The 24,827-nt window shown below is 59.7% G+C and carries 23 protein-coding genes; 8 read left to right on the top strand and 15 right to left on the bottom strand.

Features of this window, described 5'->3' with window-relative positions; all coding sequences use genetic code 11:
* Positions 1–129: 129 nt before the first annotated feature.
* Positions 130–504: a hypothetical protein gene (locus B5F39_RS05880; RefSeq protein ID WP_087364922.1), complete on the bottom strand. Its 375-nt coding sequence runs from the start codon at positions 502–504 to the stop codon at positions 130–132.
* Positions 505–756: 252 nt separating this feature from the next.
* On the opposite strand from B5F39_RS05880, the gene B5F39_RS05875 reads away from it, so the two are divergent.
* The 4 genes from B5F39_RS05875 to B5F39_RS14570 all read left to right on the top strand — a co-directional run bounded on the left by B5F39_RS05875 (position 757) and on the right by B5F39_RS14570 (position 7,217).
* Entirely contained in the window at positions 757–2,061 is a 1,305-nt protein-coding gene (locus tag B5F39_RS05875; protein WP_087364920.1) for an NCS2 family permease, read from the top strand.
* Positions 2,062–2,073: 12 nt separating this feature from the next.
* Positions 2,074–2,436, top strand: coding sequence for a VOC family protein (locus tag B5F39_RS05870; RefSeq protein WP_087364918.1), 363 nt, complete (start codon positions 2,074–2,076; stop codon positions 2,434–2,436).
* A 172-nt stretch (positions 2,437–2,608) separates the two neighbouring features.
* Positions 2,609–4,537, top strand: coding sequence for a Synerg-CTERM sorting domain-containing protein (locus tag B5F39_RS05865; RefSeq protein WP_087364916.1), 1,929 nt, complete (start codon positions 2,609–2,611; stop codon positions 4,535–4,537).
* A 1,867-nt stretch (positions 4,538–6,404) separates the two neighbouring features.
* Complete coding sequence (locus B5F39_RS14570) at positions 6,405–7,217, top strand: Ig-like domain-containing protein (protein WP_239391138.1); 813 nt, start codon at positions 6,405–6,407, stop codon at positions 7,215–7,217.
* A gap of 92 nt (positions 7,218–7,309) precedes the next feature.
* On the opposite strand, the gene B5F39_RS05855 is transcribed toward B5F39_RS14570, so the two are convergent.
* The 10 genes from B5F39_RS05855 to B5F39_RS05810 form a co-directional block, all read right to left on the bottom strand.
* Positions 7,310–8,326 carry a homoserine dehydrogenase gene (locus B5F39_RS05855; protein WP_087364914.1) on the bottom strand — a complete coding sequence of 339 codons (1,017 nt, stop codon included), beginning with the start codon at positions 8,324–8,326 and terminating at the stop codon, positions 7,310–7,312.
* 147 nt (positions 8,327–8,473) lie between these two features.
* Positions 8,474–9,856, bottom strand: coding sequence for a V-type ATP synthase subunit B (locus B5F39_RS05850; protein ID WP_087364912.1), 1,383 nt, complete (start codon positions 9,854–9,856; stop codon positions 8,474–8,476).
* Positions 9,857–9,858: 2 nt separating this feature from the next.
* Positions 9,859–11,661: a V-type ATP synthase subunit A gene (locus B5F39_RS05845; protein ID WP_087364911.1), complete on the bottom strand. Its 1,803-nt coding sequence runs from the start codon at positions 11,659–11,661 to the stop codon at positions 9,859–9,861.
* Between the two features lie 18 nt (positions 11,662–11,679).
* Positions 11,680–12,297, bottom strand: coding sequence for a V-type ATP synthase subunit E family protein (locus tag B5F39_RS05840; protein WP_239391136.1), 618 nt, complete (start codon positions 12,295–12,297; stop codon positions 11,680–11,682).
* A 103-nt stretch (positions 12,298–12,400) separates the two neighbouring features.
* Positions 12,401–12,709, bottom strand: a complete 309-nt coding sequence (locus B5F39_RS05835) for a V-type ATP synthase subunit F (protein WP_087364909.1) — start codon at positions 12,707–12,709, stop codon at positions 12,401–12,403.
* A gap of 19 nt (positions 12,710–12,728) precedes the next feature.
* Entirely contained in the window at positions 12,729–13,157 is a 429-nt protein-coding gene (locus tag B5F39_RS05830) for an ATP synthase subunit C (protein ID WP_087364908.1), read from the bottom strand.
* Between the two features lie 92 nt (positions 13,158–13,249).
* The gene (locus B5F39_RS05825) at positions 13,250–15,220 is read right to left on the bottom strand and encodes a V-type ATPase 116kDa subunit family protein (RefSeq protein WP_087364906.1); all 1,971 of its coding nucleotides are present in this window, start codon (positions 15,218–15,220) and stop codon (positions 13,250–13,252) included.
* Positions 15,211–16,308: a V-type ATPase subunit gene (locus tag B5F39_RS05820; RefSeq protein WP_087364904.1), complete on the bottom strand. Its 1,098-nt coding sequence runs from the start codon at positions 16,306–16,308 to the stop codon at positions 15,211–15,213. The genes B5F39_RS05825 and B5F39_RS05820 overlap by 10 nt, the downstream gene beginning before the upstream one ends.
* Complete coding sequence (locus tag B5F39_RS05815; RefSeq protein ID WP_087364903.1) at positions 16,308–16,655, bottom strand: hypothetical protein; 348 nt, start codon at positions 16,653–16,655, stop codon at positions 16,308–16,310. The genes B5F39_RS05820 and B5F39_RS05815 overlap by 1 nt, the downstream gene beginning before the upstream one ends.
* Positions 16,656–16,686: 31 nt before the next feature.
* Positions 16,687–17,304 (bottom strand): V-type ATP synthase subunit D, encoded by a 618-nt coding sequence (locus B5F39_RS05810; protein ID WP_087364901.1) that lies wholly within the window; start codon positions 17,302–17,304, stop codon positions 16,687–16,689.
* Between the two features lie 173 nt (positions 17,305–17,477).
* On the opposite strand from B5F39_RS05810, the gene cobT reads away from it, so the two are divergent.
* From cobT to B5F39_RS05790, 4 genes are all read left to right on the top strand, one after another.
* Positions 17,478–18,527 carry a nicotinate mononucleotide-dependent phosphoribosyltransferase CobT gene (gene cobT / locus B5F39_RS05805; RefSeq protein ID WP_255376014.1) on the top strand — a complete coding sequence of 350 codons (1,050 nt, stop codon included), beginning with the start codon at positions 17,478–17,480 and terminating at the stop codon, positions 18,525–18,527.
* 407 nt (positions 18,528–18,934) lie between these two features.
* Positions 18,935–19,324, top strand: a complete 390-nt coding sequence (locus B5F39_RS05800) for a hypothetical protein (protein WP_087364898.1) — start codon at positions 18,935–18,937, stop codon at positions 19,322–19,324.
* Between the two features lie 70 nt (positions 19,325–19,394).
* Positions 19,395–20,555 (top strand): YgeY family selenium metabolism-linked hydrolase, encoded by a 1,161-nt coding sequence (locus B5F39_RS05795; RefSeq protein WP_087364897.1) that lies wholly within the window; start codon positions 19,395–19,397, stop codon positions 20,553–20,555.
* A gap of 117 nt (positions 20,556–20,672) precedes the next feature.
* Positions 20,673–21,902 (top strand): hypothetical protein, encoded by a 1,230-nt coding sequence (locus B5F39_RS05790; RefSeq protein WP_087364895.1) that lies wholly within the window; start codon positions 20,673–20,675, stop codon positions 21,900–21,902.
* A 64-nt stretch (positions 21,903–21,966) separates the two neighbouring features.
* Here the strand turns inward: B5F39_RS05790 and B5F39_RS05785 are convergent, their stop codons facing one another.
* The 4 genes from B5F39_RS05785 to B5F39_RS05770 all read right to left on the bottom strand — a co-directional run bounded on the left by B5F39_RS05785 (position 21,967) and on the right by B5F39_RS05770 (position 24,780).
* A complete protein-coding gene (locus B5F39_RS05785) occupies positions 21,967–22,371 on the bottom strand; it encodes a DUF3842 family protein (RefSeq protein WP_087364893.1) in 405 nt (134 codons plus the stop codon).
* Between the two features lie 366 nt (positions 22,372–22,737).
* The gene (locus tag B5F39_RS05780; protein WP_087364891.1) at positions 22,738–23,139 is read right to left on the bottom strand and encodes a cytidine deaminase; all 402 of its coding nucleotides are present in this window, start codon (positions 23,137–23,139) and stop codon (positions 22,738–22,740) included.
* 23 nt (positions 23,140–23,162) lie between these two features.
* Positions 23,163–23,612, bottom strand: coding sequence for a GNAT family N-acetyltransferase (locus B5F39_RS05775; protein WP_087364890.1), 450 nt, complete (start codon positions 23,610–23,612; stop codon positions 23,163–23,165).
* Position 23,613: 1 nt separating this feature from the next.
* Entirely contained in the window at positions 23,614–24,780 is a 1,167-nt protein-coding gene (locus B5F39_RS05770; protein WP_087364888.1) for a metallophosphoesterase, read from the bottom strand.
* Positions 24,781–24,827 lie beyond the last annotated feature (47 nt).

Below are 24,827 nucleotides of genomic sequence, written 5' to 3'. Positions count from 1 at the left end.
TCTTCCGTCCCCTGGGCGGCGCTGCGCGCGGCGACGGCACGGCCCGCCGGCGCGCGGTATCTGCGCGTTCATCTCCGGCGGATGATTTTTATCTGAAAAGAAAAAGAGTGAGTGTGCGGAAAGTCGGAATTATTTTCTAAAAACCATGTCCGACGAAGGGCGCGCCTCCTGGGCGTCCCCCACCTCGGCGTTCCAGAACTCCCACGCGGGAATGCGGCGCAGCGTCGCGTCGAGCCCGGCCGAGAAAGCGTCGGTCAGCGGCCTCGGCTGCACGGCGCAGCCCAGATGCGCGAAGAAAAGCGCGAAAGCGGCGCGCTGGGCGACCGTAGCGTCGTCGTTGACGCTCTTGATGGTCTGCACCATGTTCATGCTCTGTACGTCGAGCAGATTCGGAGAAGCGTCGGCAACGTCGGAAAGCATAACGAACGCCTGAAGCAGAACGTAGAAGACCGTGAGAAGCACGGCGCAGTATGACTTTCTTAATTGACCGGCAAAATAGTTCATTCGCTTATCTCCTTTTACCGATAATATTATCCGCTCTTTTGTACTGCAAATGCAAGCGCCGATTGTAAAAAATCAGTAATTTTAACGACCCCTGCGCGCGTAAGAAAAAGACCCGGAGCTTTTGCGCTAAACCGTCGTTGCTCCCGCGTAATCGCTGTATAATAATCCAGTATTTTTCGCGTTTTCGCGGCGCGGGGATATAACGGCGCGCGCCGCGTGAGGCGGCAAAAAAATCTTTGGGAGGAATTTTGCATGAACTCTTGGTTTGAGAGGCAGTTCAAGCTCTCGGAACACGGCACCGACGTCCGTAAGGAGATCATGGCAGGCGTCACGACCTTCGTCACGATGGCCTACATCATCTTCGTCAACCCGGGCATACTCTCCGAGACCGGAATGCCCTTCGGCTCCGTCCTCGTGGCGACATGTCTGGGCGCTTCGCTGGCGACGTTCCTTATGGCGTTCCTCGCGAACTATCCGTTCGCGCTCGCGCCAGGCATGGGGCTCAACGCCTTCTTCGCCTTCACCGTCGTGCTCGGTATGAACATACCGTGGCAGGTGGCCCTCGCCGCGGTCTTCGTCGAAGGTATTATCTTTATCATCCTCACATGCACGAAAGTCCGTGAAGAGGTCGTCAACTCGATACCGAAGACGCTCAAGATAGGAGTCTCGGCGGGCATCGGGCTCTTCATCACCTTCATCGGCCTTCAGGGCTCCGGTATAATCGTGGACAACCCGGCCGTCCTGCTCGGCCTCGGACATCTGCGCGGCAACATCCCCGCGCTGCTGTCGATAGCGGGGCTTCTGCTCATGGTCACGCTCGAGGCGCGCCGCGTCAAGGGCGGCATACTGATAGGCGTCGTCGCCGTCACCGCCGCCGCGATACCGCTCGGCGTCGCGAAGATGCCGGAAGGCATAGTCTCGATGCCTCCGTCGCTCTCTCCGATATTTATGAAGATGGACTTCTCGATGTTGATGCAGCCGGCCTTCTGGAGCGTCACGCTTGCCTTCTTCTTCGTTGACTTCTTCGACACCGTCGGGACGCTAGTCGGAGTCTCCAGCCGCGCCAACATGCTCGACGAAAAAGGCCGCCTGCCGAAGGCCAGCCAGGCGCTCATGTCCGACGCCATAGGGACGGCGGCGGGCGCCGTGCTCGGCACCTCGACTGTCACGACCTTCGTCGAAAGCGCGAGCGGCGTCGAGCAGGGCGGACGCACTGGGCTGACCGCGCTCACCGTCGCAGTGCTCTTCCTCCTCGCGATGTTCTTCAACCCGATAATCTCGATAGTCCCCGCCTGCGCCACGGCTCCGGCGCTTATAATGGTCGGCGGCTACATGATGATGGGCTTCAAGGAGATGGAGTTCAACGACTGGACGGAATTCTTCCCCGCGCTGATAGCCTTCTTCATGATGCCCTTCGCGTACAGCATCGCGGCCGGCATCGAATTCGGCGTGCTCTCGTACGTCGCGCTGAAGGTCCTCATGGGACGCGGACGCGAGATAAACTGGCTGCTCTACGGCCTCGCCGTGCTCTTCATACTCAACAGGGCTTTCATGTAAGAGGCGCTGAAAATGGGATTCAGATTCAATCATTTCAACTTCAACGTGCTCGATTTGGAAAAAAGCCTCGCGTTCTATAAAAAGGCGCTCGGCCTTACCGAAGCGAGCCGCGTCGAGCGCGATGGATTCACTCTCGTCTACCTCTCCGACGGCGAGACGCCCTTCACGCTCGAACTGACATACCTCTTCGACCGCAAGGAGCGCTACGACCTCGGCGAGTGCGAGTTCCACCTCGCCTTCACGGTCAGGGACTTCGAAGCCGCGCGTAAGCTCCACGGCGAAATGGGCTGCGTCTGCTACGAAAACCCCGACATGGGCATCTACTTCATAGAAGACCCCGACGGCTACTGGCTCGAGATAGTGTCGGAGAAATAGCGGAACTTCGGCGGACTTCCTAAAACTAGCGGCGGCGCACGGAGCGATCCGGCGCCGCCGCTTTTTTTGCGCGCGCGTCCCGGTGTGAAATTCCGCGCCGCCCGACACGCGCGCCGTTGTATAATAATAGCGTCATTATGCAATGTAAAAACGACAAAAGGAGGAACGCGCGATGCTAAAACTGCGAAGATGCCTGGCGATCACGGCGGCGCTCATACTTGCGGCGCTCCCGTCACACGCATGGGCGGAGGATCTGGCGATAGGAAGCGCGGCGGAATTGATCGGCTTTCGCGAGCGCGTAAACGCCGGGGAGGATTTCGCCGGGAAGACCGTGCTTCTCACCGCCGACATAGACCTCGGCGGCGAGCCGTGGACGCCCATCGGGACGCGCGAAACGCCCTTCGCGGGGAAATTCAACGGCTGCAACCACAAAATAACGGGACTTAATATAACGACCGCCGAAATGCGCGATGGCGAGGCCGCGGGCAAAGCCGCGAGCTGCGCCGGCCTCTTTCTGAACGTCGAGGGGGAAGGCGCGCAGATAGCGAACCTCACCGTCCGCGGCGAAATAGAGTGCGCCCCGGCCGCGGAGGTCTCGGCCGCCGGAGCTATAACGGCGCGCCTGGGGCAAGGCGCCGTCCTCTACAGATGCCTCGGAGCCGTTGAAACGAAGCTTGCGGGCGAGGGCGCCGGGCGCGACTCCTACGCCTACGCCGGAGGTCTTGCCGGATACTCAGAGGGACACATAATATACTGCGTCAACGAAGGAAACGTCACTACCGAAGCGTCGGCCGACTACGCCGTCGCGGGCGGCCTCGCCGGAGCGCAGAGCGGCGGAAGCATACTGTTCTCCGACAACAGCGGCAGAATAGAGACGGCGGACGCAGGCGAATTCCGCGCCTACGCCGGAGGCATAGCCGGAAGCGTCGAAAACGGCTCCGTCTCATGCGTCAGGAACCAGGGCGAGATAATATCCTACAGCCTGGCAGGCGGCGTGACGGCCTACGCTTCGGGCGCGGTGCTGCGCGACGCGGTAAACGTCGCGGCAGTCGGCGGAACTGGGCGCGACAGCGACATAACGGCGGGCGGCATAGCCGCTCAGCTTTACTCCGGCTCTGCGGCGGCGAACTGCTACAACACCGGAAGCGTCTCCGCCTCTGGCGCGGCCTATTACGCCTACGCCGGAGGAATCGCAGGGTGGAGCAGCGGCGGCTTCTCATCATCCAACGTCATATACAACTGCACCAACGTCGGGGCCGTCTCGGGCGACGCGTCCTCGAGCGCAAGAGTCGGCGGACTCGCCGGAGAAATATACGGCACCGAGCTGCGCTCCTCAGTCAACAGCGGCGCGGTCTCCGCCGGACGATTCGTCGCGGGCGGCATAACCGGCTACAAATACCCCAACGCCGACATACACGACGTGGCCTTCTCCGAAGGAACCACGCCGGTAGGCTACGGCGACAGGAACGTCGCGAACGCACAGTCGCTGACGCGGGATGAAATAAGCGGCTTCGTGGCGACGGCATTCCCGAGCCTCACGCCCGTGATAGTCGGCGTAGAAGAAGGCGAGGAGGCCGAAGCCGGCGTATCGCTCCACGCGCATCCGGGCACGCCGTCCGAGCCAGCGCGCTACTACGCTCTGCGCGAGGCTTACGTCGAGCCGCCGGAGCACGCCGCTGCTGAAATCAGCGGAAATGTTATAAAAGTAACCGCGAAAGCTCCTGGAGTATCTCTGCTCGCGGCCTACGCCGAAACCTACAGAAGCGGCGCGGACGGAGCGGTCAATAGATCGTCGCCGTCGCGCTCTCTCGTCACCGCGCTCGTCTGGGTACGCGAGGCAGGAAGCGAAGAACCGCCGCTGCCCGAAGAACCCGAGGGCGAACAGCCCGGCGGCATAGTAATACCTTCCGGCCCCGGCGAACCGGGAGAAACGCCGCCCCCGATGTGGCCCGACGTCCCGCTCCCGTCCGTACCGGACGAGCCCGCCCCCGCCCCCGAGGCGCCGCGTCACGGCGGCGGAGGCGGATGCAGCGCCGGCTTCGGCGCGATGGCGCTGCTTGCTCTCGCGCCGCTCGCGGCGAGGCTGCGTGGAAAACAGTAAATTCCTGTGCGCGGAGGAGCGAGGCAAACTACGCGGAGATGAGGAAGCCGCCGGACGCAGCGACTAAGCTTGACGGCTTCCTCGCCTTACCATGCGCGGAAGGACGGATAAAATGACGTGTAAAGCACGCGAATTTGTCCGGTGCACAAAGATTAGAGTAAGCTCAAGAAAACTTCCTTTACAAACTAATTTGTTTATTGTATATATCAATAGTAAGCTGGAAACTAAAATCAACAGAGAAGAAGGTATGCTCAAAACAGAGGAGAATATCACGTACTTAGCGGAAAACGGCGTCGGTGCGGCAATAGTGTAAGAAAGGATTGACTAAAAATGAAATCTGATTTATCTTGTGTCGTGTTTTATAGTAGGGTTTCCTCACTCACTCACTCACTCACTCACTCACTCACTCACTCACTCACTCACTCGTAGTGTCTTCGGACTTCTCCTAGCTTGTCTCTTCACCGCCGCGCTCCTTACTCCCGCGGCGAACGCGCTCGAACCTGCTCAGCCTTCGATGAGCGGCGACTATTACCAGATAACGAACGCCTCTGAACTGCTCTGGTTTGCGCAGCAAGTCAACAGCGGTAATAATGCTATCAACGCGCAGCTCACGCAGGACATAGACCTCTCAGAAAATGGCGAGCCGACGGAATGGACGCCGATAGGAACTTCGTTAAATGCCTTTAACGGTGTCTTTGACGGATGCGGCCATACTGTCAGCGGATATGTAATAACGAACGGTGATGATGATGGTGCATCCTCGTTTGTTAGCCTGCGTCTAGGTTTTTTTTATAATGTCTCGACCGACGGCGTTGTGCAGAACCTCACGGTAGACGGCGATATATCGCTGGTAACATCAAAAAGCTTTATAAGCAAGACATATTCAGTCTATGTCGGCGGTATAACGTCTTTACTGAACGGCAGGATATATAACAGCTCAAATACTGGCGATATCAGCATAGCCATTGACTTTTCTGAGTCGCGCAGCAGTGAGCTTTCTCTGTTTGTGGGAGGAATAGCTGCCCACTGTTCCAGTGATGAAGGTGAAATAAAGAACTGCTCGAACAGCGGAACTATTGTAAGCAATAATCAATTCGATTTAAATAAAGCGAATAGAGAGCCAGAAAATAACATTGTCGGCGGAATTGTTGGAGAAATCTCGTTAGGGGTTGTTTCAGGCTGTACGAACAGCGGCATAGTCCACGCAAAAGGTGCGGACATCAATTATGCAGGCGGTATAGCCGGCAGGTCTGAAAAATCGACGATAACAGCCTGTATCAACGCAGCCGAAGCTTCTGTGGTGGCAGAAAATGTAAGTACTAACGTATCATCTGCGAGTGAAGGCGTTACATCTGCGGGCGGCATATCGGGTTATGGCGCCGGGACAAAAGCGGGCACGATTGACGGTTGTGTGAATTACGGGACGGTGGCGGTATCCGGCACTGGAAAAACAATGTACGCGGGCGGCATCGGCGGCTATCTTAAGAACACGGCAGTTACCTCCTCGTCAAACATCGGTAGCGTTTCGTTTACCGACGCGGTTGAAGCTAATGAGGCCGACGTATATGTAGGCGGCGTTGTTGGATACAACGACTATAGTACCAAATTAGTTCAAGCAAAGCTTACGAACTGCGTGAACAGCGGGAGTGTCACAATAGGTAAGGTTGACGGAGACTCTCTTTACGCGGGCGGCATTGTTGGCGGCTGCGAAAGCGCGATTTCTGGCTGTGTTAATTCTGGAACGATTACAAATGATTCCGTAAGCGAGGCGAAAGCTTCGGGTGGTGTCGTAGGAATATGCGTAGAGAATACGGCTTCAGTAGAAAATTCGACGTGGGCGGAAGAAACGGCGGAAAGTGGGATTGGCGTGAATAACGGTGGCGTTAGTGTACCAGAGTCTAAGCCGTCCTCCGAGATAACCGAGAAGGCCGTCGCGACTCTCGCCTTTGAATCATCCGAGCTCACGCTGAAGAACGGCGCGACATCTACGATGAAAATCCAGACACTTCCAGCCGCGTCCGCAAACTTCGCTGAGCACGCGAAAATAACCGGCGTTACCGTCGAACCAGAAGGAATCGCGACCACGACGTACAACTCCGACGGCACGATATCGCTGACGGGGAACTCGCTCGGCACGGCGACGCTGACCGTGACGGCGGAGCTTTACGCTATGAATTATGAGGACATGACGATAGATACCAGCGCGCCGTCTACGCTGACGCTGACGGCGCGCGTGACGGTCTCCGACCGCAGCTCGGAGGGGCTGAGTTTATCGCCCGCGGCGTTGACGCTCGAGGCCGGCAAGGAAGGTACTCTGACGGCCTCTTTGCTTCCTGAGGGAACGGCTGACAAAATAGCCTCCGTGACGTGGAGCAGCGATAACGAGGCCGTCGCTACGGTTACGAGCAGTGAGGGCGTAAGCTGCGCGGTCGCTGCGCACGCGGCGGGAAGCGCGACGATAACGGCGGCCGCCGTCACCACCGACGGATACAGCTACGAGGAAAGCTGCACCGTGACGGTGTCCGAAGCTGGAACGCCCGCCCCGGAGCCTGTCCCCGACGACCCAACGCCTGACACGCCGCATAATGGCGGCGGCGGAGGCGGCGGATGCAGCGCCGGCTTCGGCGCGATGGCGCTGCTTGCTCTCGCGCCGCTCGCGGCGATGAGAAGAAAGAAGTAGGCGGTATAAAGAAACAGCCGAATGACAGAAAACGAGCCGCGCAGGAAACTCCCGCGCGGCTCGTTTTTTATAATATTCTTTTGGACGGCGCGTCAGCGGCTCATGCGTATCATGTCGCCGAGCAGGGCCTGCCCCGTCTCCCTGCGGCCCGCGCCGGGGCCTATGAGCGTTACGTCGCCGAGGTTGTCTGTGGAGACGGTTATCGCGTTGGCCGCGCCGTTTATCGAGGCGAGCGGGTGCGAAGCCTCCACTTCGACTGGCGCAACATAAGCGCGCAGGCCGCCTTTTTCGTTCGCGAGGCCCGCGAGCAGCTTGACGGCGCGTCCGTTCTTCTTCGCCTCTTCTATCTGCGCAGGCGTGATTTTCGTTATTCCCGTGCGTTCGACCTTATCGACGGGGATGTCAGCGCCGAAGAGTATCTTCGCAAGTATCGATACTTTTACGGCCGCGTCCCATCCTTCTACGTCGCCGGTCGGGTCGGCCTCGGCGTAGCCGAGCGACTGCGCCTCGGCGAGCGCCGCGCCGTATTCCGCGCCTTCGGCCATTTTCGTGAGCATGAAGTTCGTCGTGCCGTTCAGGATGCCCTCGAGCTTGAGGACGGAACAGCCGGCTATTCCGTTTTTCATCATGTCGATGAGCGGCGTTCCGCTCATTACTACGCCCTCGTAGGAGAGCTTCGCTCCGTTCTTTTCCGCGAGCGCCGTCAGCTCGTCGAAGGCGACCGCTATCGGCCCTTTGTTTGTGGTCGTTACGCTGATTCCGCGCGAGAGCGCCGCGCGCAGGTGCGAGAGGCCTGGCTCTCCTGTTTTGAGGTTCGTCGGCGTGCATTCTGCGAGCACTGTCGCGCCGGAGCGCACGAGAAGTTCTTCAAACGTTCCCTCCGCGCGCGGAAGCTTTTCAAATGTGTGCGTCTCGTCTATCGAAGCGAGCAGAGCGCCGAGGTCTATGCCCTCCGCGTCCATCACGACGCCTTTCATGAGGTCGCTGACGAGGACGACCTCGTATTCGAAGCCGTATTTTTCTTTCAGTTCGTCTTTTTTATCGTGGAGAATTTCGAGAAGAGCCGTCCCGACGTTGCCGCACCCGGCTAGAGCTATTTTGTTTATCATTGGCCTGTCCTCCGTCTTATTTTTGTGTGTTCGGTTAGAAATTATAGCACAGAGGGCGGCCGGCGTTTGTACCGCGTTTTCGCGCGCGCGGCAAAAAAGCCCGCACGAAGCGGGCTTTTTGTCGATTCCGTAATTTTTGCGAGGCGGCTATTCCTCGTCCTTTTTCTTGATGTGTTCCTTGATTTCGGTGAGGCTGACGCGCGTGAGTTCCGAAGTCGGCAGAGTGCCCAGTATGTCCCAGGCCATGTCGAGCGAGTAGCCGATTTCGCGGTCGTCCTCTTTGCCCTGTTTCAGGAAGCGATCCTCAAAAATCTTACCGAACGCCAGAAACGACTTGTCGGTCTTCGAGAGTTCGTCTTCGCCGACGACGGAGGCGAGCGAGCGGACCTCCTGCACTCGGCTGTACGATGCGAAGAGCTGGCTCGATACGCTCGGATGGTCCTCGCGCGTGTAGCCCTTGCCTATGCCGTCCTTCATCAGTCGTGAGAGGCTCGTCAGTATGTCTATCGGAGGATAGATGTTTTTCGCGTCGAGGTCGCGCGAGAGGACTATCTGCCCTTCGGTGATGAAGCCCGTAAGGTCGGGAATCGGGTGCGTGATGTCGTCGTTCGGCATCGTTAGTATCGGTATCTGCGTGACGCTGCCGCTCCTGCCGCGCACGACGCCGGCTCGTTCGTAGAGCGACGCCAGGTCGCTGTAGAGGTAGGCCGGATAGCCTTTGCGGCTCGGAACTTCGCCCGCGGCAACGCCGAGTTCGCGCAGCGCTTCGCAGTAGCTCGTCATGTCCGTCATTATGACGAGGACGTGCATTCCGAGCTCGTAGGCGAGGTATTCCGCGGTCGAGAGCGCCATTCGCGGCGTCGCTATACGTTCGATGACCGGATCGTCGGCAAGGTTGAGGAATGTCACAATGTTGTTCGAGTGACCGCGCGACGAGAGCTCCTGCGTGAAGTATGCCGCGTCGTCGTGCTTGACGCCGATTCCAGCGAAGACGACGGCGAACTCGTCGGAGCCGACGACTTTCGCCTGAGTCGCTATCTGCACGGCGAGCTGGTTGTGCGGCAGACCGTTGCCGGAGAATATCGGCAGCTTCTGTCCGCGTATCAGCGTCATCAGCGTGTCTATCGCGGAGATGCCGGTGTGTATGAAGTCTCTCGGGTACTGGCGCGCCATCGGGTTGAGCGGCAGCCCGTTGATGTTGACGCGCTTGCCGCCGTATATCTCGCCGCAGCCGTCGCGTGGCTCGCCGAGTCCGTTGAATGTGCGCCCGAGCATGTATTTCGAGAGGTGGACCTCGAGCGGCTTGCCGAGAAAGCGCACCTTCGTCGAGTTCGGGACGAGGTCTCCAGTGCCGGTGAACACCTGCACGAGCGTCGCCTTTTCGCTGAGGGATTTGACCTGCCCGTGGCGGACTTTGCCGTTTTCGTCGCGTATGTCAACGAGCTCGCCGTAGCCGACGCCCGTCACGTTTTCGACGAGTATGAACGGCCCTTCTATGTCTTTTACGCCTATATATTCAGCCTGCGGCATGGTTATTCACTCCTCAGCTTTTTCGTGCGCTCCGCCGCCACGCGGTCGAGGTGCTCGTTGATGCGCTTGCGCACTCTCTCGAAGCCGTCCGTATCTTCTGGCGGAAGCTCTCTCAGGTGCGTTATCGCGTCGACCGACTCGTCTTCCCTGATGAGGGAGATGGGTATGTCCTTACGGACGAGGTCGAGCGCCTTGTGGTAGAAGTCGAGAATGACCGAGAGTATCTCGAAGCCCTTTATCGGCGGCGAGTAGGAGTCCGCGGTAAAAGAGTTCTGCTGCAGGTAGCCGTTCTTTATGAGGAACGCCGTGAAGGCTACGAGCCTCTGGTCGTCGGGAAGAACGTCCTCTCCGACGAGCTTGATGACCTGCTGTATCTTGTTGTCCTCCGCAAGGATGTTCCTTACCTCGTCGCGCACCTCGCCCCACCGCGGGTCTACGTTGGCGCAGAACCATCCGTCGACCTCGGAGGCGTACTCGCTGTAGGAGTCCGTCCACGAGATGGCGGGGTAGTGGCGCGCGTTGGCGAGATTCTTGTCGAGTCCCCAGAAGCAGCGGATGAATCGCTTCGTGTGGCGCGTTACAGGCTCTGTGAAGTCGCCGCCGGGAGGCGATACCGCGCCGATGATGCTGACGCTGCCGTTCTCTCCGCCTATAGTGACGACGCGGCCGGCGCGTTCGTAGAACTCGGCGAGGCGGCTCGGCAGGTAGGCCGGGAAGCCCTCTTCCGCCGGGATTTCCTCAAGGCGTCCCGAGAGCTCGCGCAGAGCCTCCGCCCAGCGTGACGTCGAGTCCGCCATTATCGCGACGTCGTAGCCCATGTCGCGGAAATATTCCGCTATGGTGATGCCCGTGTATATGGAGGCTTCGCGAGCAGCGACCGGCATGTTAGAGGTGTTGGCTATCAGTATCGTGCGCTCCATCAGCGGGCGCCCTGAGCGCGGGTCTTCGAGCACCGGGAACTGCTCGAGAACGTCCGTCATCTCGTTGCCGCGTTCGCCGCATCCGATATATATGACGACCTGTGCATCGCCCCACTTGGCGAGCTGGTGCTGCGTGACGGTCTTTCCCGTGCCGAAGCCGCCAGGTATGCAGGCCGTACCTCCCTTGGCGAGCGGGAAGAGGCCGTCTATGACGCGCTGCCCCGTTACGAAAGGCTCGTTCGGCAGCAGACGTTCGCGGTACGGGCGCGGCGTGCGGACCGGCCAGCGCTGTATTATCGGTATCGTAATTTCACGCCCGAATGCGTCTTTTATCTTCGCGGCGTCGCTTCCGGCGCTGTGCTTGCCCGACGGCGTTATCCACATGACCTCGCCCTCGAGGTTCGGCGGCACCATTATCTTGTGTACGAGCAGCGGCGTCTCCTGAATCGTGGCGAGCACCATGCCTCCGGAGACCATGTCGCCGACCTTGGCGACTGGGGTGATGTCCCACACCCTGTCGCGGTTTATCATGTTGACGGTCGTGCCGGGGGAGATATACATCCCTTCGTGCTCGAGCAGAGCGTCGAGCGGGCGGCCTATGCCGTCGAAGAAGCTGCCTATGAGGCCTGGCCCGAGCTCTATCGAGAGCGGCTCTCCGGTTCCGGCCACGTCCTCGTAAATCTTCAGCCCGTCGGTGTCCTCGTAGACCTGTATGGTGGCGTTGTCGCCGTCCATTTTGATTATCTCGCCCATCAGCTTTTTAGGGCCGACGTGGACGACCTCGCGCATTCCGAAGTCGCGCATACCGGCGGCCTTGATGACAGGGCCGTTTACAAATTCTACCGTGCCCTTGTGGACGGGCTTGGCGTTATTTTTCGGTTCCAAATGCCATCCCTCCTAAGGCTAGAGCAGCGGCAGCAGGCGCTCGGCGAGCGTGTCCGCGTGCTCCTGCGTGACGCTCTGCCAGTCCATGTCCACCTGCTTGTGGCCGTCCGCCGTGACGACCCAGCAGCCGCCGAGTATCGGCGCGGGGTCGGCGTCGGCGGTCATCACTATGTCGGAGTTGAAGGCCCGCGTCTTTTCTATGACCTTGGGCGCGAGAGATGCGTCGATCGACGCAAGGCGAAGCTTGAGCGGCGTCTTGACGCCGAGCATCTCTGCGGCCTCTATGCACATCCCGGCGAGTATGTCCGCGTAGTCTTCTCTCTCCCTAAGATGCACGAGCTTGTCCTGAAGGCGGCCCATAGCCTCGGAGAGTATCCTGTTCTGAAGGCGCAGGGTCTCCGTGGACTTGTCCCTCTCCGCGGAGAGTATCTGACGGCGGCGTATGTCCTCGGCGCGCTTGCGCGCGTCCTGGAGCACGAGGTCCACCTCGTGCTGGAGTTTCTCATTCTCGCGCGCGAGCCACGCCTCCGCGTCCTTGTGCCCCCGGGCCAGATTGCTTTTCCGCTCGTCGCCGGCCCGGTTGAGTATTATGTCTCTAAGATTATTGACTTTTTCGGTAGATACTTCGTTCATCATTATTCACCTCTTGTGTCGGTCCGGCCCGAAAGAGGAGCGAAGCCCCCCGCGCGAGCGAGGAGCGGCCCCGCCGGAAAACCAAAGTATGAGCGCGGCCCGCGGGCTACATCTTGACGCCGATGGCCTCCTGCACGTATTTCGTGAGGAAGTCCGGACCGCGCTTCGTGCCGAACCTGTCCGGTATCTCCACGACGAGCGGGAGCTCGCCGCGCTCGCGGAGCTGCTTCACGGCGTCCTCCGCCATTTCGGCGGCCTTCTCCGTTATCGCGAGTATCGCGAGGTCGCGTATCTTAAGCGCCTCCCTGACGGCGTCGTGCGTTTCCTCTGGCGTGTGTACAAGCGTCCCTTCGATCCCGGCGAGGCGCATGCCTACAAGGGAGTCGTGATTGTCGCTCACAAGGTACGCTTTCATCTGCCTGAGTCTCCCGAGCTTACAGCTTCTGGATTATCAGCAGCGAGACGATGACGCCGTAAATGGCGATACCTTCGGCGAGCCCGAGGTAAATGAGCGTGGTGCCGAGCATCTCGGGCTTCTCTCCGACGAGGCCCATCGCGGCGGAGCCGACGTTGGCCACCGCAATGCCTGCGCCGACGCAGGCGATGGCCGTGGCTGCGGCCGCTCCGATGAAGCCGAGGCCGGCTCCGACGGATATCTCTTTTGCGACGGCGACGGCTTCTTCCGCCGCGACTGACGTGCCGGAGAAGAGCGCGATAAGCGCGCCGCTCAGCACGAGTATAGACGATACCGCGAGCGCGGCGGAGTATATCTTCTTTCCGTTCTCAATCTGCCTGTTCCTGAGGACGAGCCCCGCAATCACAAGAGCCGCCACAGTGCCTCCGCTTAACATAAGTCCAAACATAGAAACGCATCTCCTTTTTAAATTTTTCTTTTTTCTCTATAAGTTAAGCCGCAGCGGATGAAATCCGCGCGGGTGTTGCGATTTTGCCGGGCCTATATTTCTTCGGCGCCCGCTTTCTGGTATTTTCCGCGTTCCCTGCGCCATCCGACCGGTTTGAAGGCGCTGCCGCCCCCCTTGTAGAACTTGCTGAAGAACTCGTAGTATTCGAGGCGAAGCGTCTGTATGAAGACTATCAGCCCTTCGAGCCCTACTATGACCAGGTTGCCTATCACGAGCACGATGCCCTTCATCACGATGCCTCCTGGAAGCGTGTGCACCATGTCGGAGAGCATTATGACCGCCAGCGACAGCCCGACGTGGTTCAGCGCGAACGCCGCAAGACGCACGAACGAGGCGGTATTCGAGAGGAACGAGAGCAGGCTGTGGACTATCTCGAACATGTTGAGCACGGGCGACTCTCCGTCCCCCTTCTGATGGAGCAGGTAGCGCGCGAGCACGTCGCGGAACACCATGAGGAAGAGCATGACTATGACGCCTCCCCACATGACGTTCGCTATCGTGTCAGAGATACGCACGCCGGTTATGTAGATCATGGCGAGCGCGCAGAGCGTCCAGTAGAGCAGAAGCCCGGCCATTCCCTGTCCGTCGAAGAGAAGCCGTCCGAAGTCGCGCGCGCGGTACTGCTTCACCATGTTCAGCACGAGGCCGAGGCTTATCATCAGCACGCCGACGCATATCGCTATCGCTATGAGCCTGTTGATGTCGTGCATCGGGCTGAGCCACAGCGCCGGCAGCACGTCCTCTATGCCGAATATGCTGCCGTAAAGGAAGCCGAATACGACCGAGGCGATCGACGCCATTTTCATGACGCGCCCGAGCGAGCTGCGCATTATGCCGCGTTTCACGAGCAGCGACGAGCCGAGGTATATCAGCAGTCCGTGGCCGACGTCTCCGAACATGAAGCCGAAGAAGAGAACGAACGAGAGCGCCACGAACGGCGACGGGTCCATCTCTCCGTATGACGGCAGGCTGTAGAGCGCGACGATGTCCTGGAAGGAGCGTACTATCGGGTTGTTCTTGAGCTTTATGGGTATGCGCAGGCCGAGCGAGGATATGTCGCGCATGTCCTCGACGATGAGCGTCGTGCCAGGAGCTTCGGCCGCGACCGTTTCGCTTATCGCGGCGTAGGTGTCGGCCGGAATCCAGCCGGAGAGCACGAACATGCCGCTGACCTCGCCGTGGCCCTTGCAGACGTCGTAGACGCGCTGCATCGTGTAGAGCTCGGAGAAAAGCAGCTCGTATTCCTCGCGGTGCTCGCGCAGCATCTCTTTCGCCGCTTTCGCAAGTCCGCGTATCGCGCGCTGATGGTTGAAAATGCGCTTTTCGAGCAGTTCGAGCGGATTGTCTCCTTCTATCTGCGACGCAATCTCCTTCAGCGAGAATTCCTTGAAGTAAACCGCGTCGAGCAGCTTCTTCGTCGACTCCGCATAGTCGGGCGCGGTTATTATAAGCGCCCACGTGTTGCCCTTGGAGACAGTCAGTCCGTTGACGACTATAGGAGACTCCTCCGTGCTTTCAATAAGCCTCTGGAAGTTGTCGTTCGAGAGGCACCCGAAGAACGCCTTCGCGAACTTGCCGTCCGCGAGGTCCATCGGTCCGAACCGCGTCTGAGCCAGCGCCTCGACGAACAGTTTCGCGGCCTGAAGGAGTTCTTCTTCGTCCACAAGCGCGCTCCGGCGCTGATCCCATACCTGCAGCCTCTTCGACGTCTGGTCGACGAGCATCCGCGCCTTTGAAAGAGTAAAGTCCTTCTTGATAGTCACGGGCTGAGGGTCCGGCACGGCCTCTCCCGCGACTTTCCATATCGCGGAGATTTTCGTCAGAAGTACGTCGTAGGGATTTTCCGTCTCGGTAGTCAGCCTCGACCGCAGAGACCTGTCGTTGATGAGCAGGTCGAGCGGAAGCGGCTGAAATCCGCCGGTCAGCACCATCTGGCGGGCGACGGGTTCCATTTCCGACTGAGGCCCTATCATGGTCAGCGCGACCATTTTCATTACTGCCATGTGCGTTCACCCCCGTTGAATATGGGCCTGATTAGATATTTTATAGCGACGTTGCGGTCGTAGTTGTAGCGCACGTCCTCGACGACGCGGATGATGTCCGCGACTTCGTACGCCTTGAGCATAAAGTACGCGATGGATGTGTGGAAGCCTGGGACGCCGTTTTTCAGCACGGAGTAGGCTTTGAGGTAGATGTACCTGTCTATCGACATATCCAGCGCGAGCTCCTTGTCGTCCTCGTTCATCGCGTCTGAGAATATTTTCGCGTAGGCGGGGAAATATTCCGCCATCGTCTCTATGCGCTCCTCCTGCGTCGCGCCCTTCGCAAGTATCCTGAGGTGGCTCGGCTTCACTTTGTGCTTGACCGGCAGCATACGGCTTATCGTCTCTTCTATCGTCATGTTGTAATAGCATATACATCTATGGAAATAATACAGGTTGAGAAGGTCGAGACGTTCGCCGAAGAGAGGCTCGAGTATCTTGCGTTCCTGTGACGGCAGCTTGTTGATGTCGCCGTAGAGCTTCGTCTCGACGAGGTTGTCGATGGCGAATTCGAGCGAGAAGAGCGATTTTTCGCCGTTCAGGAGGCGGCGCACCGGTTCGCGCAGCACTGCGTAGTACTGAGTGTCTGCCAGCGCGTCCAGCGCTTCTTTATAATCGCGGCTGTTGAGCAGCGCCTCATAGGGCAGCTTCGAGCACGGCACGCGGTAGAGCCTGCGGCGCATCTCGTCGCGGTCGAGCCTCTTCGAGCGTATCCAGCGGAATATGCTCTTGAGCTGCTCCGCCTCGTGCCAGTTGAGCCAGTCGAGGAAGAACTCGCGCCATACGCCGAGCAGATAGAAAAGGAACGATTCAGCCTCCGCGAGCACCGACGAGCGCAGCGCGTTCTCAAGGTCGATACGGTGCACGTTCGCAGGAACGAGCGTCTCGAACTTGTCCTTATAGCCCGCCGTCTGTTTCAGGAACGAGGCGATCTCCGTAGTGGATTTCAGCCCCAGCAGCGCCCAGTATTCGTCGGGTTTCAGAAGCTGGCTGTGAAGCACGTGCGCCTTGACGCCGAGGGCCGTTGCCGAGCCGTTTGAGAATGGCACTAAATTCCGCCTCTTTTCTTAGACAGGTAGCCCTCCACTATCTCAGAAACGATGGAGTCTATAACCGTGTCGGCGTTTTCGGCGAAGCGTTTCTGCATACGCTCGCGCTCCTCCTTGCCGAGGTTCACTATCTGCTCCGCTTCTGTCTTCGCCGAGCTGAGGGCGGCCTCCATTACGTCCTTGGCCTGTCCTCGAGCCGCGGCCATGCGGCCCGTGCGCTCCGACGCGAATTTTTCCTGCGTCGTCTGCAGCATAGACTCGGCCTCGTTCTTCGAGTCGCCAACTATGCGTTTCGCTTCCGATTCTGCTCCCAGCAGGACTGCCAGGACTTCCTGAAGAGTACTCATTGCAAAAATCCCTCCTTTGGGGTGAAGGCTGTTATTCTTTAACTTTCTTCTGAGCGAGCTTCATACGCGTAAAGTCTTCGCGGTCGCTCTCTTCCAGCACGTCGGTTATGAACCGTATCTCGGCCTTGTCCCTCGGTATGACGACCTTCTCGAGCGCGTTGACCCGCCTGTGCGTTTTGCGTATCTGCACCGCGAGGCGGTAGACGCTCGTCTCTATCTCCGCAAGCTGCGCCAGGAGCACCATGACGCGGCGGAACTTTGCGTAGGCCGCGTCCATCGCGCCCGACGACCCGTGGAAGGAGTAGCTCGGTATCGCCTCGCCGTTCAGCGGGTCGATGTCCGGTATCTCGACTCCCATGATGGAGTGCAGGCGCACCGTTATGTCCGTCGTTATAGGGATAGATTCGGAAATGTCGCCGACGGTGTCGATGCCGAGAGAGACGTTCGCTTTCTGCAAAGCGTCGTAAGCGTCCTGGAATATCTTCGCCACATCCTCCTGTATCTTCTTAGCGGAGTCGATGTAGCGGACGAGCTCCATCATCAGCACCTGGCGCTTCTGGTCCAGGAGGTCGTGCCCCGACTGCGCCATCGCCATGTCCTTGGTGAGCTTGACGAGATTCCCTCTGGTTGGGGCGAGCTTTGAAGCCACGGATATTCCTCCTTTGAATGTCTGCGCTTGCCGTGCGCAGACGACGCCGCCGTAATATAATTGTCCTCGTAAGCGCGTCATACCGACGCATACGCGGCGTTCAATAAAATAAAACGGTACTCCGCCGGTTTCCGGGGGAACACCTATCGCGCATTGTAACACTCAAAACGAACTTGCGTAAGGGGGAGAAATCACTAATGTTTCTATTATTCATCAGCGAGACCGCGCTCGCTCGCATTCCCGGGCTTTCAGCCGCCGGGACGGACGTAAAGGCGCTCCCGTACACGGCGCCGGCGGACGCGGACATGCTCTTCTACGACAGGCCGAAGGTCGCGCCGACCCTGCCGTTCGACCCGTTCGGCCATCCGTCGCCCGCCGTCGTCACGCGCGCGGCTCTGCTCGAAGCAGGCTTCCCTGCGATGACTGTGCGCGCCGGCACGTCGATAGCCCCGGCTTCTCCGCACGTCACGATAAGCGAGAGCGTCGGACGCGACATGCGCTTCGAGAGCGCCGTCCCCGATTATGAGGAGATCGCGGAACGCGCCGCGGAGCTCGCGCGCGGGCTCGACGAAGGCGTGAAGCGCGTCGTGCTTGCCGAGTCCGTGCCCGGCGGCACGACGACTGCTCTGCTTCTGCTGCGCGCTTTCGGCTTCGTCGGTACAGTGTCGTCCGCCGGGCCTGAGAACCCCCTCGCGCTTAAGGAAAAGATATGGAAGGAGACCTCGGAGCGCCTCGGCCTTAAGCCCGGCGGCATGAAGGGCATGGGGCTGCGGGCCGCCGCCGAGCTCGGCGACCCGATGCAGATAGCGGTCGCCGCGTACGCTTCGGCCCTGCCGCGCGGCGTCGAGGTCGTCCTCGCGGGCGGCACGCAGATGATGGCTGTCGCGGCTCTGCTGCGCGACATGGGCTTCGACCGCAGGCTGCTCGTAGCGACGACGAAGTACGTCCATATAGACCCGACGAGCCGCCTCGAGGATTACGCAAGGGAAATAGGCGCCGACTGGTACGCGGCTCCGCTCGACTTTACGCATTCGCGCTTCCCCGGCCTCGCCGACTACGAGAAGGGCTTCATAAAGGAGGGCGTCGGCGCCGGAGGCGCCGTCTGGTACGCGCAGCAGCTCGGCATCTCGATGGAACGCATCCAGTCGCGTACCGAAGCCCTCTACGAAAAAATGCTGAACGAAGGCCCGCTGCCGCCGAAGGTGGTAAGCGAAATAAGATAACGGAACTGCTGCGCGGCAGGGGAGCGCCGCCGGACACTTGTTTGGCCGTTATTTTTTATTTGTATAGTTTTTTTTGCAGAGTGTCGTTATTGTTGAAAAATAAGTCTCAAAACCGGATACAAGAGACGCGCGCGATATAAAATCACGCGCGTCTCTTGGTGAAAGAAAGCTTGGTCAGCCCTCGGCCGCCGCTGCGGCGGCCGGCCTTATAACATCTGCCTCATATCGGCGTTTCCGCCGCATGACGGTGTTTTTCATTCTGACATTTTCACCGTCCGCCGTTTAATAAAAATCCAGCGCCGCGCACCCGCGCTAGGCGGGTAATTTGCGCGCGCGAGATATTCATGCGGCGCGTTTTGTTTTATACTAGTGGCGAGCAAAACAACAAAATCTCGGAGGTGTTTTTCATGCAGGAAAAAGTTTGGGCCGTAGTATGTCAGGGGGAGGACGGCGTAGGCTCCGTGCTCGTATTCGACAGCGAGACGGACGCGCGCCATTTCGCGGACGAGATGAACGCGGGAGGCAAAGGGACGCATAAGGTGTTCGAGACGAGCGTCCACCGCCGCCAAGAGAAAGAGGCTGCGCTCGCCCATATCGAGCTGCCGGAGTTCAGCGCGAAGTGCATAGAGTGCCTTGTAGACGTGGCTTCGATTCCCGAAGAGGAAAAGGACGCGGCGGCGAAATACCTGGAAGAACACCGCGGCGAGATTCAGAGGAACGCGGAGGAAATCGTCGACGGCTACATCAAGAAGGCGCTCACGGACTTCTTCGACGAAGACCGCGTAATCCACGGATAAATTTTGAATTTTACGGGGCGCGCCGCCGCGGCGCGTCCTTTTTCATAACTTCACGACGGGAGGGCCCTTTATGGCGCTTGAGGAAACCTTTGAAAGAGACGCAGTCGAATTCACGCGCGAGCTCGTGCGCATACGCAGCTATTCGGACGAGGAGGGCGGCGTCGCCGAGGCGGTGCTCGCTAAAATGCGCGAACTCGGCTACGACGAAGCATTCATCGACGGCACGGGCAACGCGGTCGGCTTCATCGGGGACGGCGAAAAGCTGATACATTTCGACTCGCACATGGACAACGTCGAGGTAAACGACGCGGACGAATGGATTCTGCCGCCTTTCGCAGCCGAGATAAAGGACGGACGGATCTACGGACGCGGCTCTGTTGACATGAAGGGCGGCCTCGCGGCGTCGGTCTACGGCGCGGCGCTCGCGCGCGAACGCGGCATGCTCGACGGCAAGCGCGTATGCGTCAGCGGCAGCGTCTGCGAGGAATACTGCGACGGCGAAAACATCAAGATGATGTATAAGGAGCTGAACATGCGCCCCGACTTCGTCGTGATCTGCGAGCCGTCGGACGACGTGATAACGCTCGGCCACAAGGGCAAGGCTCAGATGCGCGTAATCACGCACGGCGTGTCGGCGCACGGCTCCGCTCCCGAGAAGGGGATCAACGCCGTCTACGAAATGGCTGAGATCATAGAGCGCGTCGAGGCTCTCAACGAAAAGCTCTCGCACGAGGGCGGGCAGCACGGCACGATTGTGCTGTCGAACATCAGCTGCGTCACGGCCTCGCTCAACGCGGTGCCGAGCGAGTGCGAGATATACCTCGACCGCAGGCTCGTGCTCGGCGAGACGATAGAAAAAGTGCGCGCCGAGATGGATTCGCTCGTCGCAGGAAAGCGCGCGTCGTGGGAGACAGGCACGCTGCGCCGCACGAGCTGGAAGGGCGCGCCGCTCGTCTACGAACCGCTGCACCCGGCGTGGAAGCTCGACGAGGAATCCCCGCTCAAAAAAGCCGCCGACGCCGCTTACGCTGATACTTTCGGCGAAGCGCCCGCGCGCTACGACTTCTGGGACTTCGGTACGAACGCCGTCACGCCTGTGGGCATGGGCATCCCGACGATAGGCTTCGGCCCCGGCGAGTACAAGCTCGCCCACATGCGCGACGAAAACTGCGAAATATCGAAGATAACGAAAGCCGCGGAATTCTACGCGGCGCTCATAGGACGGCTGTAAATCATAGCCGCGCGGCGGAAATTACAGAGGCGGCGGGCCTGTGCGGCGCGCCGCTTCTTCATAGACGGCATGTAAAATCCACGTTTCTGTCTGAATTTGGCGGACGAAGGTGATTCTATGGGAGTTTTTATACAGTTCGCGCTTTTTCCCGGATGCGAGGAAGACGACGCGTGCGCGGCGGTAGAGACGGCGGCTCACAGTGCGGCTTTCAACATCGACCTCACGGCCTGCCGTTACGCTCATTCTCATGAGGGGACGCAGGCGCTCATAGCGTGCGGCGAGCTCGGCTTCGCGCCGCTCGCGAAGGCGTTGTCGGACGCGGCGGAAAATCCGGTTATGCTGCTCTACATCTACGACGGCGGCTTCTGGGGCTACGACTTCTACGGCGGACACGACGAAGATCATTTCAGCACAATGCCGGACTATTTCGGACCTGTCTCAGAAGACGAGAAGCTGCGGCTAAGCGGCAATCCCTCAACGCTGGTCGGCTGGTTTCCGATACACGGCGAACGCGAGATAGCGCGCTACTACGTCGACTGGGACGAATGCCCGCCGGACGAACTTGAGGAAGAGGGGAAAGCCTACGACGGCGACAGCTTCCCTTACGGCGACTGCTGGCAGATGACGGACTTCGCCGCGCGTCTCGGCTTTCCGTGGCCTTTTGACGAAATGGAGGACGCGCCGCGGCTCAAGCCGCAGCTCCCGACGCTCCGCGAGATTCTGGACAAGGAACTGCCCTCTGTATCATGCGGCGAAGTACTGGACAAGTATCCGCTGCTCGCCGCGCTGCCCTCGGCCTTCTCCTTCGACTACGTGCGCGAACTGATTGCCGAAGATGGCGTGCGTGGATTTCACTTCGAGGACAAGACGCCGCTTGAAATCATCAACGAAGCGGAAAATTACCGCTGGTCGGTCAAAATGCCTGAGCGCGACAAGCTCTGCATGAGGCTCGCGGCGCTCGAAGCCTTCTGCTCGCTATGGATGCGCCAGGACGGACTCAACGTATGGTGCTGTTTGCATTACGCTACATACGAGCCCGTCTGCATCAAATATGAAAAGCCGGACGACGTGCGGCTGCTGCGAGCGCGCGCCGCAGTCACTGATTTTACCAAACGGCACCGCGCACAACGCGACCTAAAAAGGCTGATAGAGCTCGACCCTGCAAACGAAGCGCTCTACCGCGCCGAACTGCGCAGGTGGGCCGCTCAGGAAAGTGCATGGCAGACAGAGAACGACAAACACTTCGACGCTTGGATGGCGAACATAGAGCGCAAAAAGGCTAATGAGGCGGAAAAAACGGAGAAACGGATCTCGCGTATAGTTGAAAAGCGGCGTGAAAAGATCTGATAGAGCCCATGCCAGCCGAGTAAAAAAACGAAGCCGCCATAAACGGGCGGCTTTTTTCGAGCTTTTACGCGAGCTTCCGCAATTCCTCGACGACGCTCGCGACCATGCGCGTTATTGTGAGGTCGGGGACTCCGGCGACGATGTTGCCGCAGCAGTTGACCGGGATTAGGATGCGCGGCGCGGAACTCTGCCCGACTGCCGCCGCCATTGCGGGAGTTATCTCGCCAAGCAGCGCGTCGGCTATGACGATGGCGACGGGGCCGATTATCACGTCCGCCGTGCGGCAGCAGACCTTGACGGAGTTCTCGCCCGTCGCGGCGCGGTCGGCTCCGGCCTTCAGCATCGCGGCTGCCGCCGTGCTGTTCGTCCCTACAGCGGTTATGTCGGCGTCGGGAAAGGCCGCCTTGACCGCCTGCACGACCTGGCGCCCGATGCCTCCGCCCTGTCCGTCTATTACGAGAATCTTCATAAAAGCTTCACCTCTTGCGTAAATTTTAGCCTACGGCAATACTATATCAAAGATACGGTCAATCGCGGAGAAAGAGGCGAAGCGCTCGCCGCGAGCCTGCGCGAGATTCCCGGCGTAGGGAAGCGCATCGAAGAGCGTTTGAGGAATATCGTGATAAGCTGCGTCGAAAAGTTCGCGGAGCGGAGGCCGGCGTAGCTTTACGAGCCTGACTGCGCGCGCAATGGCTTCCGTGAAGCTTATTGCGCGCTCCGCGTTTTCCGGCTCACGGTCTATTGCGCGGAAAATCCCCTGCGCGAGCCGGAGAAGCTTAAACGGCGGTATTGAAAAGGCAAGAAGTATCCGCCCGACGAATAAGCGGCCCGCGCCTTAATATTCGGCCTCGTAGGCGAACGGGATGAGGTCTCTCGCGCGCACCTTGAAAGGGCCGTCCTCGCCGCCGACGATGACCCAGCAGCCGGGCATGTAGTCGGAAAGTATCTGGCGGCAGTTGCCGCAGGGCGGCATTATGCGGCCGTCCCCGCCGTGTACCGCGACGATGCAGTCGAAGCCGCGCGCGCCGTCCATGACCGCCGCGCCTATCGCGACGGGCTCGGCGCATGAGCCGTGTAGCGAATAGACGTTGACGCCGCGGTAGATTTTCCCGCCGGCGCATCTCAGCGCACATCCGACTGTGTGGCGGAAGGTCTCGCCGTCGTAGCACGGCGCTATCGCAGCGCGCGCCGTCTCGATAAGCTCACAGTCCTTCGGCTCAAGTCCGCGTTTTTCCATGAATCGCGCTCCCCTTTCGCTTTTTACAGAGCTTTCTTTAAATATATCATGTCGCGCAGAAGTACGCCGTTATCGATTATCGGGCGGCTGTAGTTTTTCGTGAAGAAGTCCCGCTCGCGGCGGTAAACCGAATATCCGCAGCTTTCGTAAAATCCGAGCGTCTGCGGCGTCTCGCCGGTGCCCATGACGAACTCCGAGAAGCCGCGTTCTTTGCAGCACGTTTCGAGAAATCCCAGCATCGCGCGCCCGTAACCGCGCCGTTGAAATTCGGGATAAACTGAGATATTTTTCAGCTCCGCTGTGCCGCCGCCCTCGTCCGTTACGACGGCGGCGCAGATGACAGTATCGCCCTCGCCCATGACGAAGAGCTCGCCGCGCGAGAGGTAGCGCGCTATCATGGATTCCTCTTCGTCGCCGATGAGCAGCAGCGGTATATACTTTTCTTTGTTTTTCGTGATTTTTACTATTTCCATGTCATTCGCCGGCGCGGCGCAGCGTCAGCACGGTCAGCTCGGCTGGCACGCCTATGCGCACGAGGAAGCCGTTCCATATCCCAGTGCCGGGAGAGACGAAGAGCTTCATGCCGCCGGCGTCGTACCAGCCGTTCACATAGCCGCCGTTGTACTTCGCGATGACCTCCGCCAGCCCCCAGACCATGCCGCCGTGAGTGTGTCCTGAAAGCTGCAAGTCCGCGCCGGCCAGCGCGTTCTCGAGCGCGCGTCCCGGACGGTGGTCCATCAGTATGACCGGTGCGCCCTCGGGAGCCCCGGCGAGCGCCTTCCGAACGTCCGGCCCTTCGGCTCCGCCGCGCGGCGCGTATTCGTCCGCGAGCCCCGCGACTACTAGCGCGCCTCCGCCTCGTTCGATAACGGCGCTTTCGTTGGCGAGCATCCTTATCCTAAATTCCTCGAACTTCGCGCCCCATTCACGCCATCCGAAATAATACTCGTGATTGCCGAAAACGCCGAAGACGCCCTCCTTCGCGCGCAGCCCGGCGAGCGGCTCGACGTCGGCGCGCCGCGCATTGACGGCGCCGTCGATGAAGTCTCCCGTTATCAGTATCAGGTCGGGCGAAAGAGCGTCCACGCGGCGGACGAGCTCCTCCGTCCACGGCGCGCGGCGCGACGCGCTGATATGCATGTCGCTGAGCAGAACTATGCGGCAGCCGTCGAATTCTGGCGGAAGCCCCGCGAGCGCGGCCTCTCGCTCGACGACGCGCGGCTGGCGCTGCGCCTCGTAAACGCCGTAGACTCCGACCGCGACGGATAGCGTGAGCATCGCTGCGGCGGCGCGCGGCGAAAGGCCGGAGCCGTCGAAAATCCCGTAAAAATTGCCGGAGTCCGAGCGCAGGGCGGAGACGGCGCGCGCGGCGCAGCGCGCGGTAAGCCACAGGTCGCGGCATAGCGTCAGCAGGACGAGCGCGGCGAGAGCGGCGAAGACGACGGTGTAGCCCTCTATCAGCGGCTTCGGCAGCTCGGGCGAAAAGAAGTGCCCGCCGAAGCGCGTGAAGAACTGCTGCTTGAACGCGGCTGCGACGATGAACGCGGACAATGCCGCCTTGACGGGCCACGAGGCGCGCAGCGGCAGGACGAAACGGGCGAGCGGATATAGCACGAGAAGAATAGCGACTGTTCTAAACATAAGGCCGAGTATAAGACTTGGAGCCCGCTCAGGTCAACAGCGCGCCG

The sequence above is a fragment of the Cloacibacillus sp. An23 genome, assembly GCF_002159945.1.
GTDB lineage: Bacteria > Synergistota > Synergistia > Synergistales > Synergistaceae > Caccocola.
This window is presented reverse-complemented; position numbering and strand designations above follow the sequence as displayed.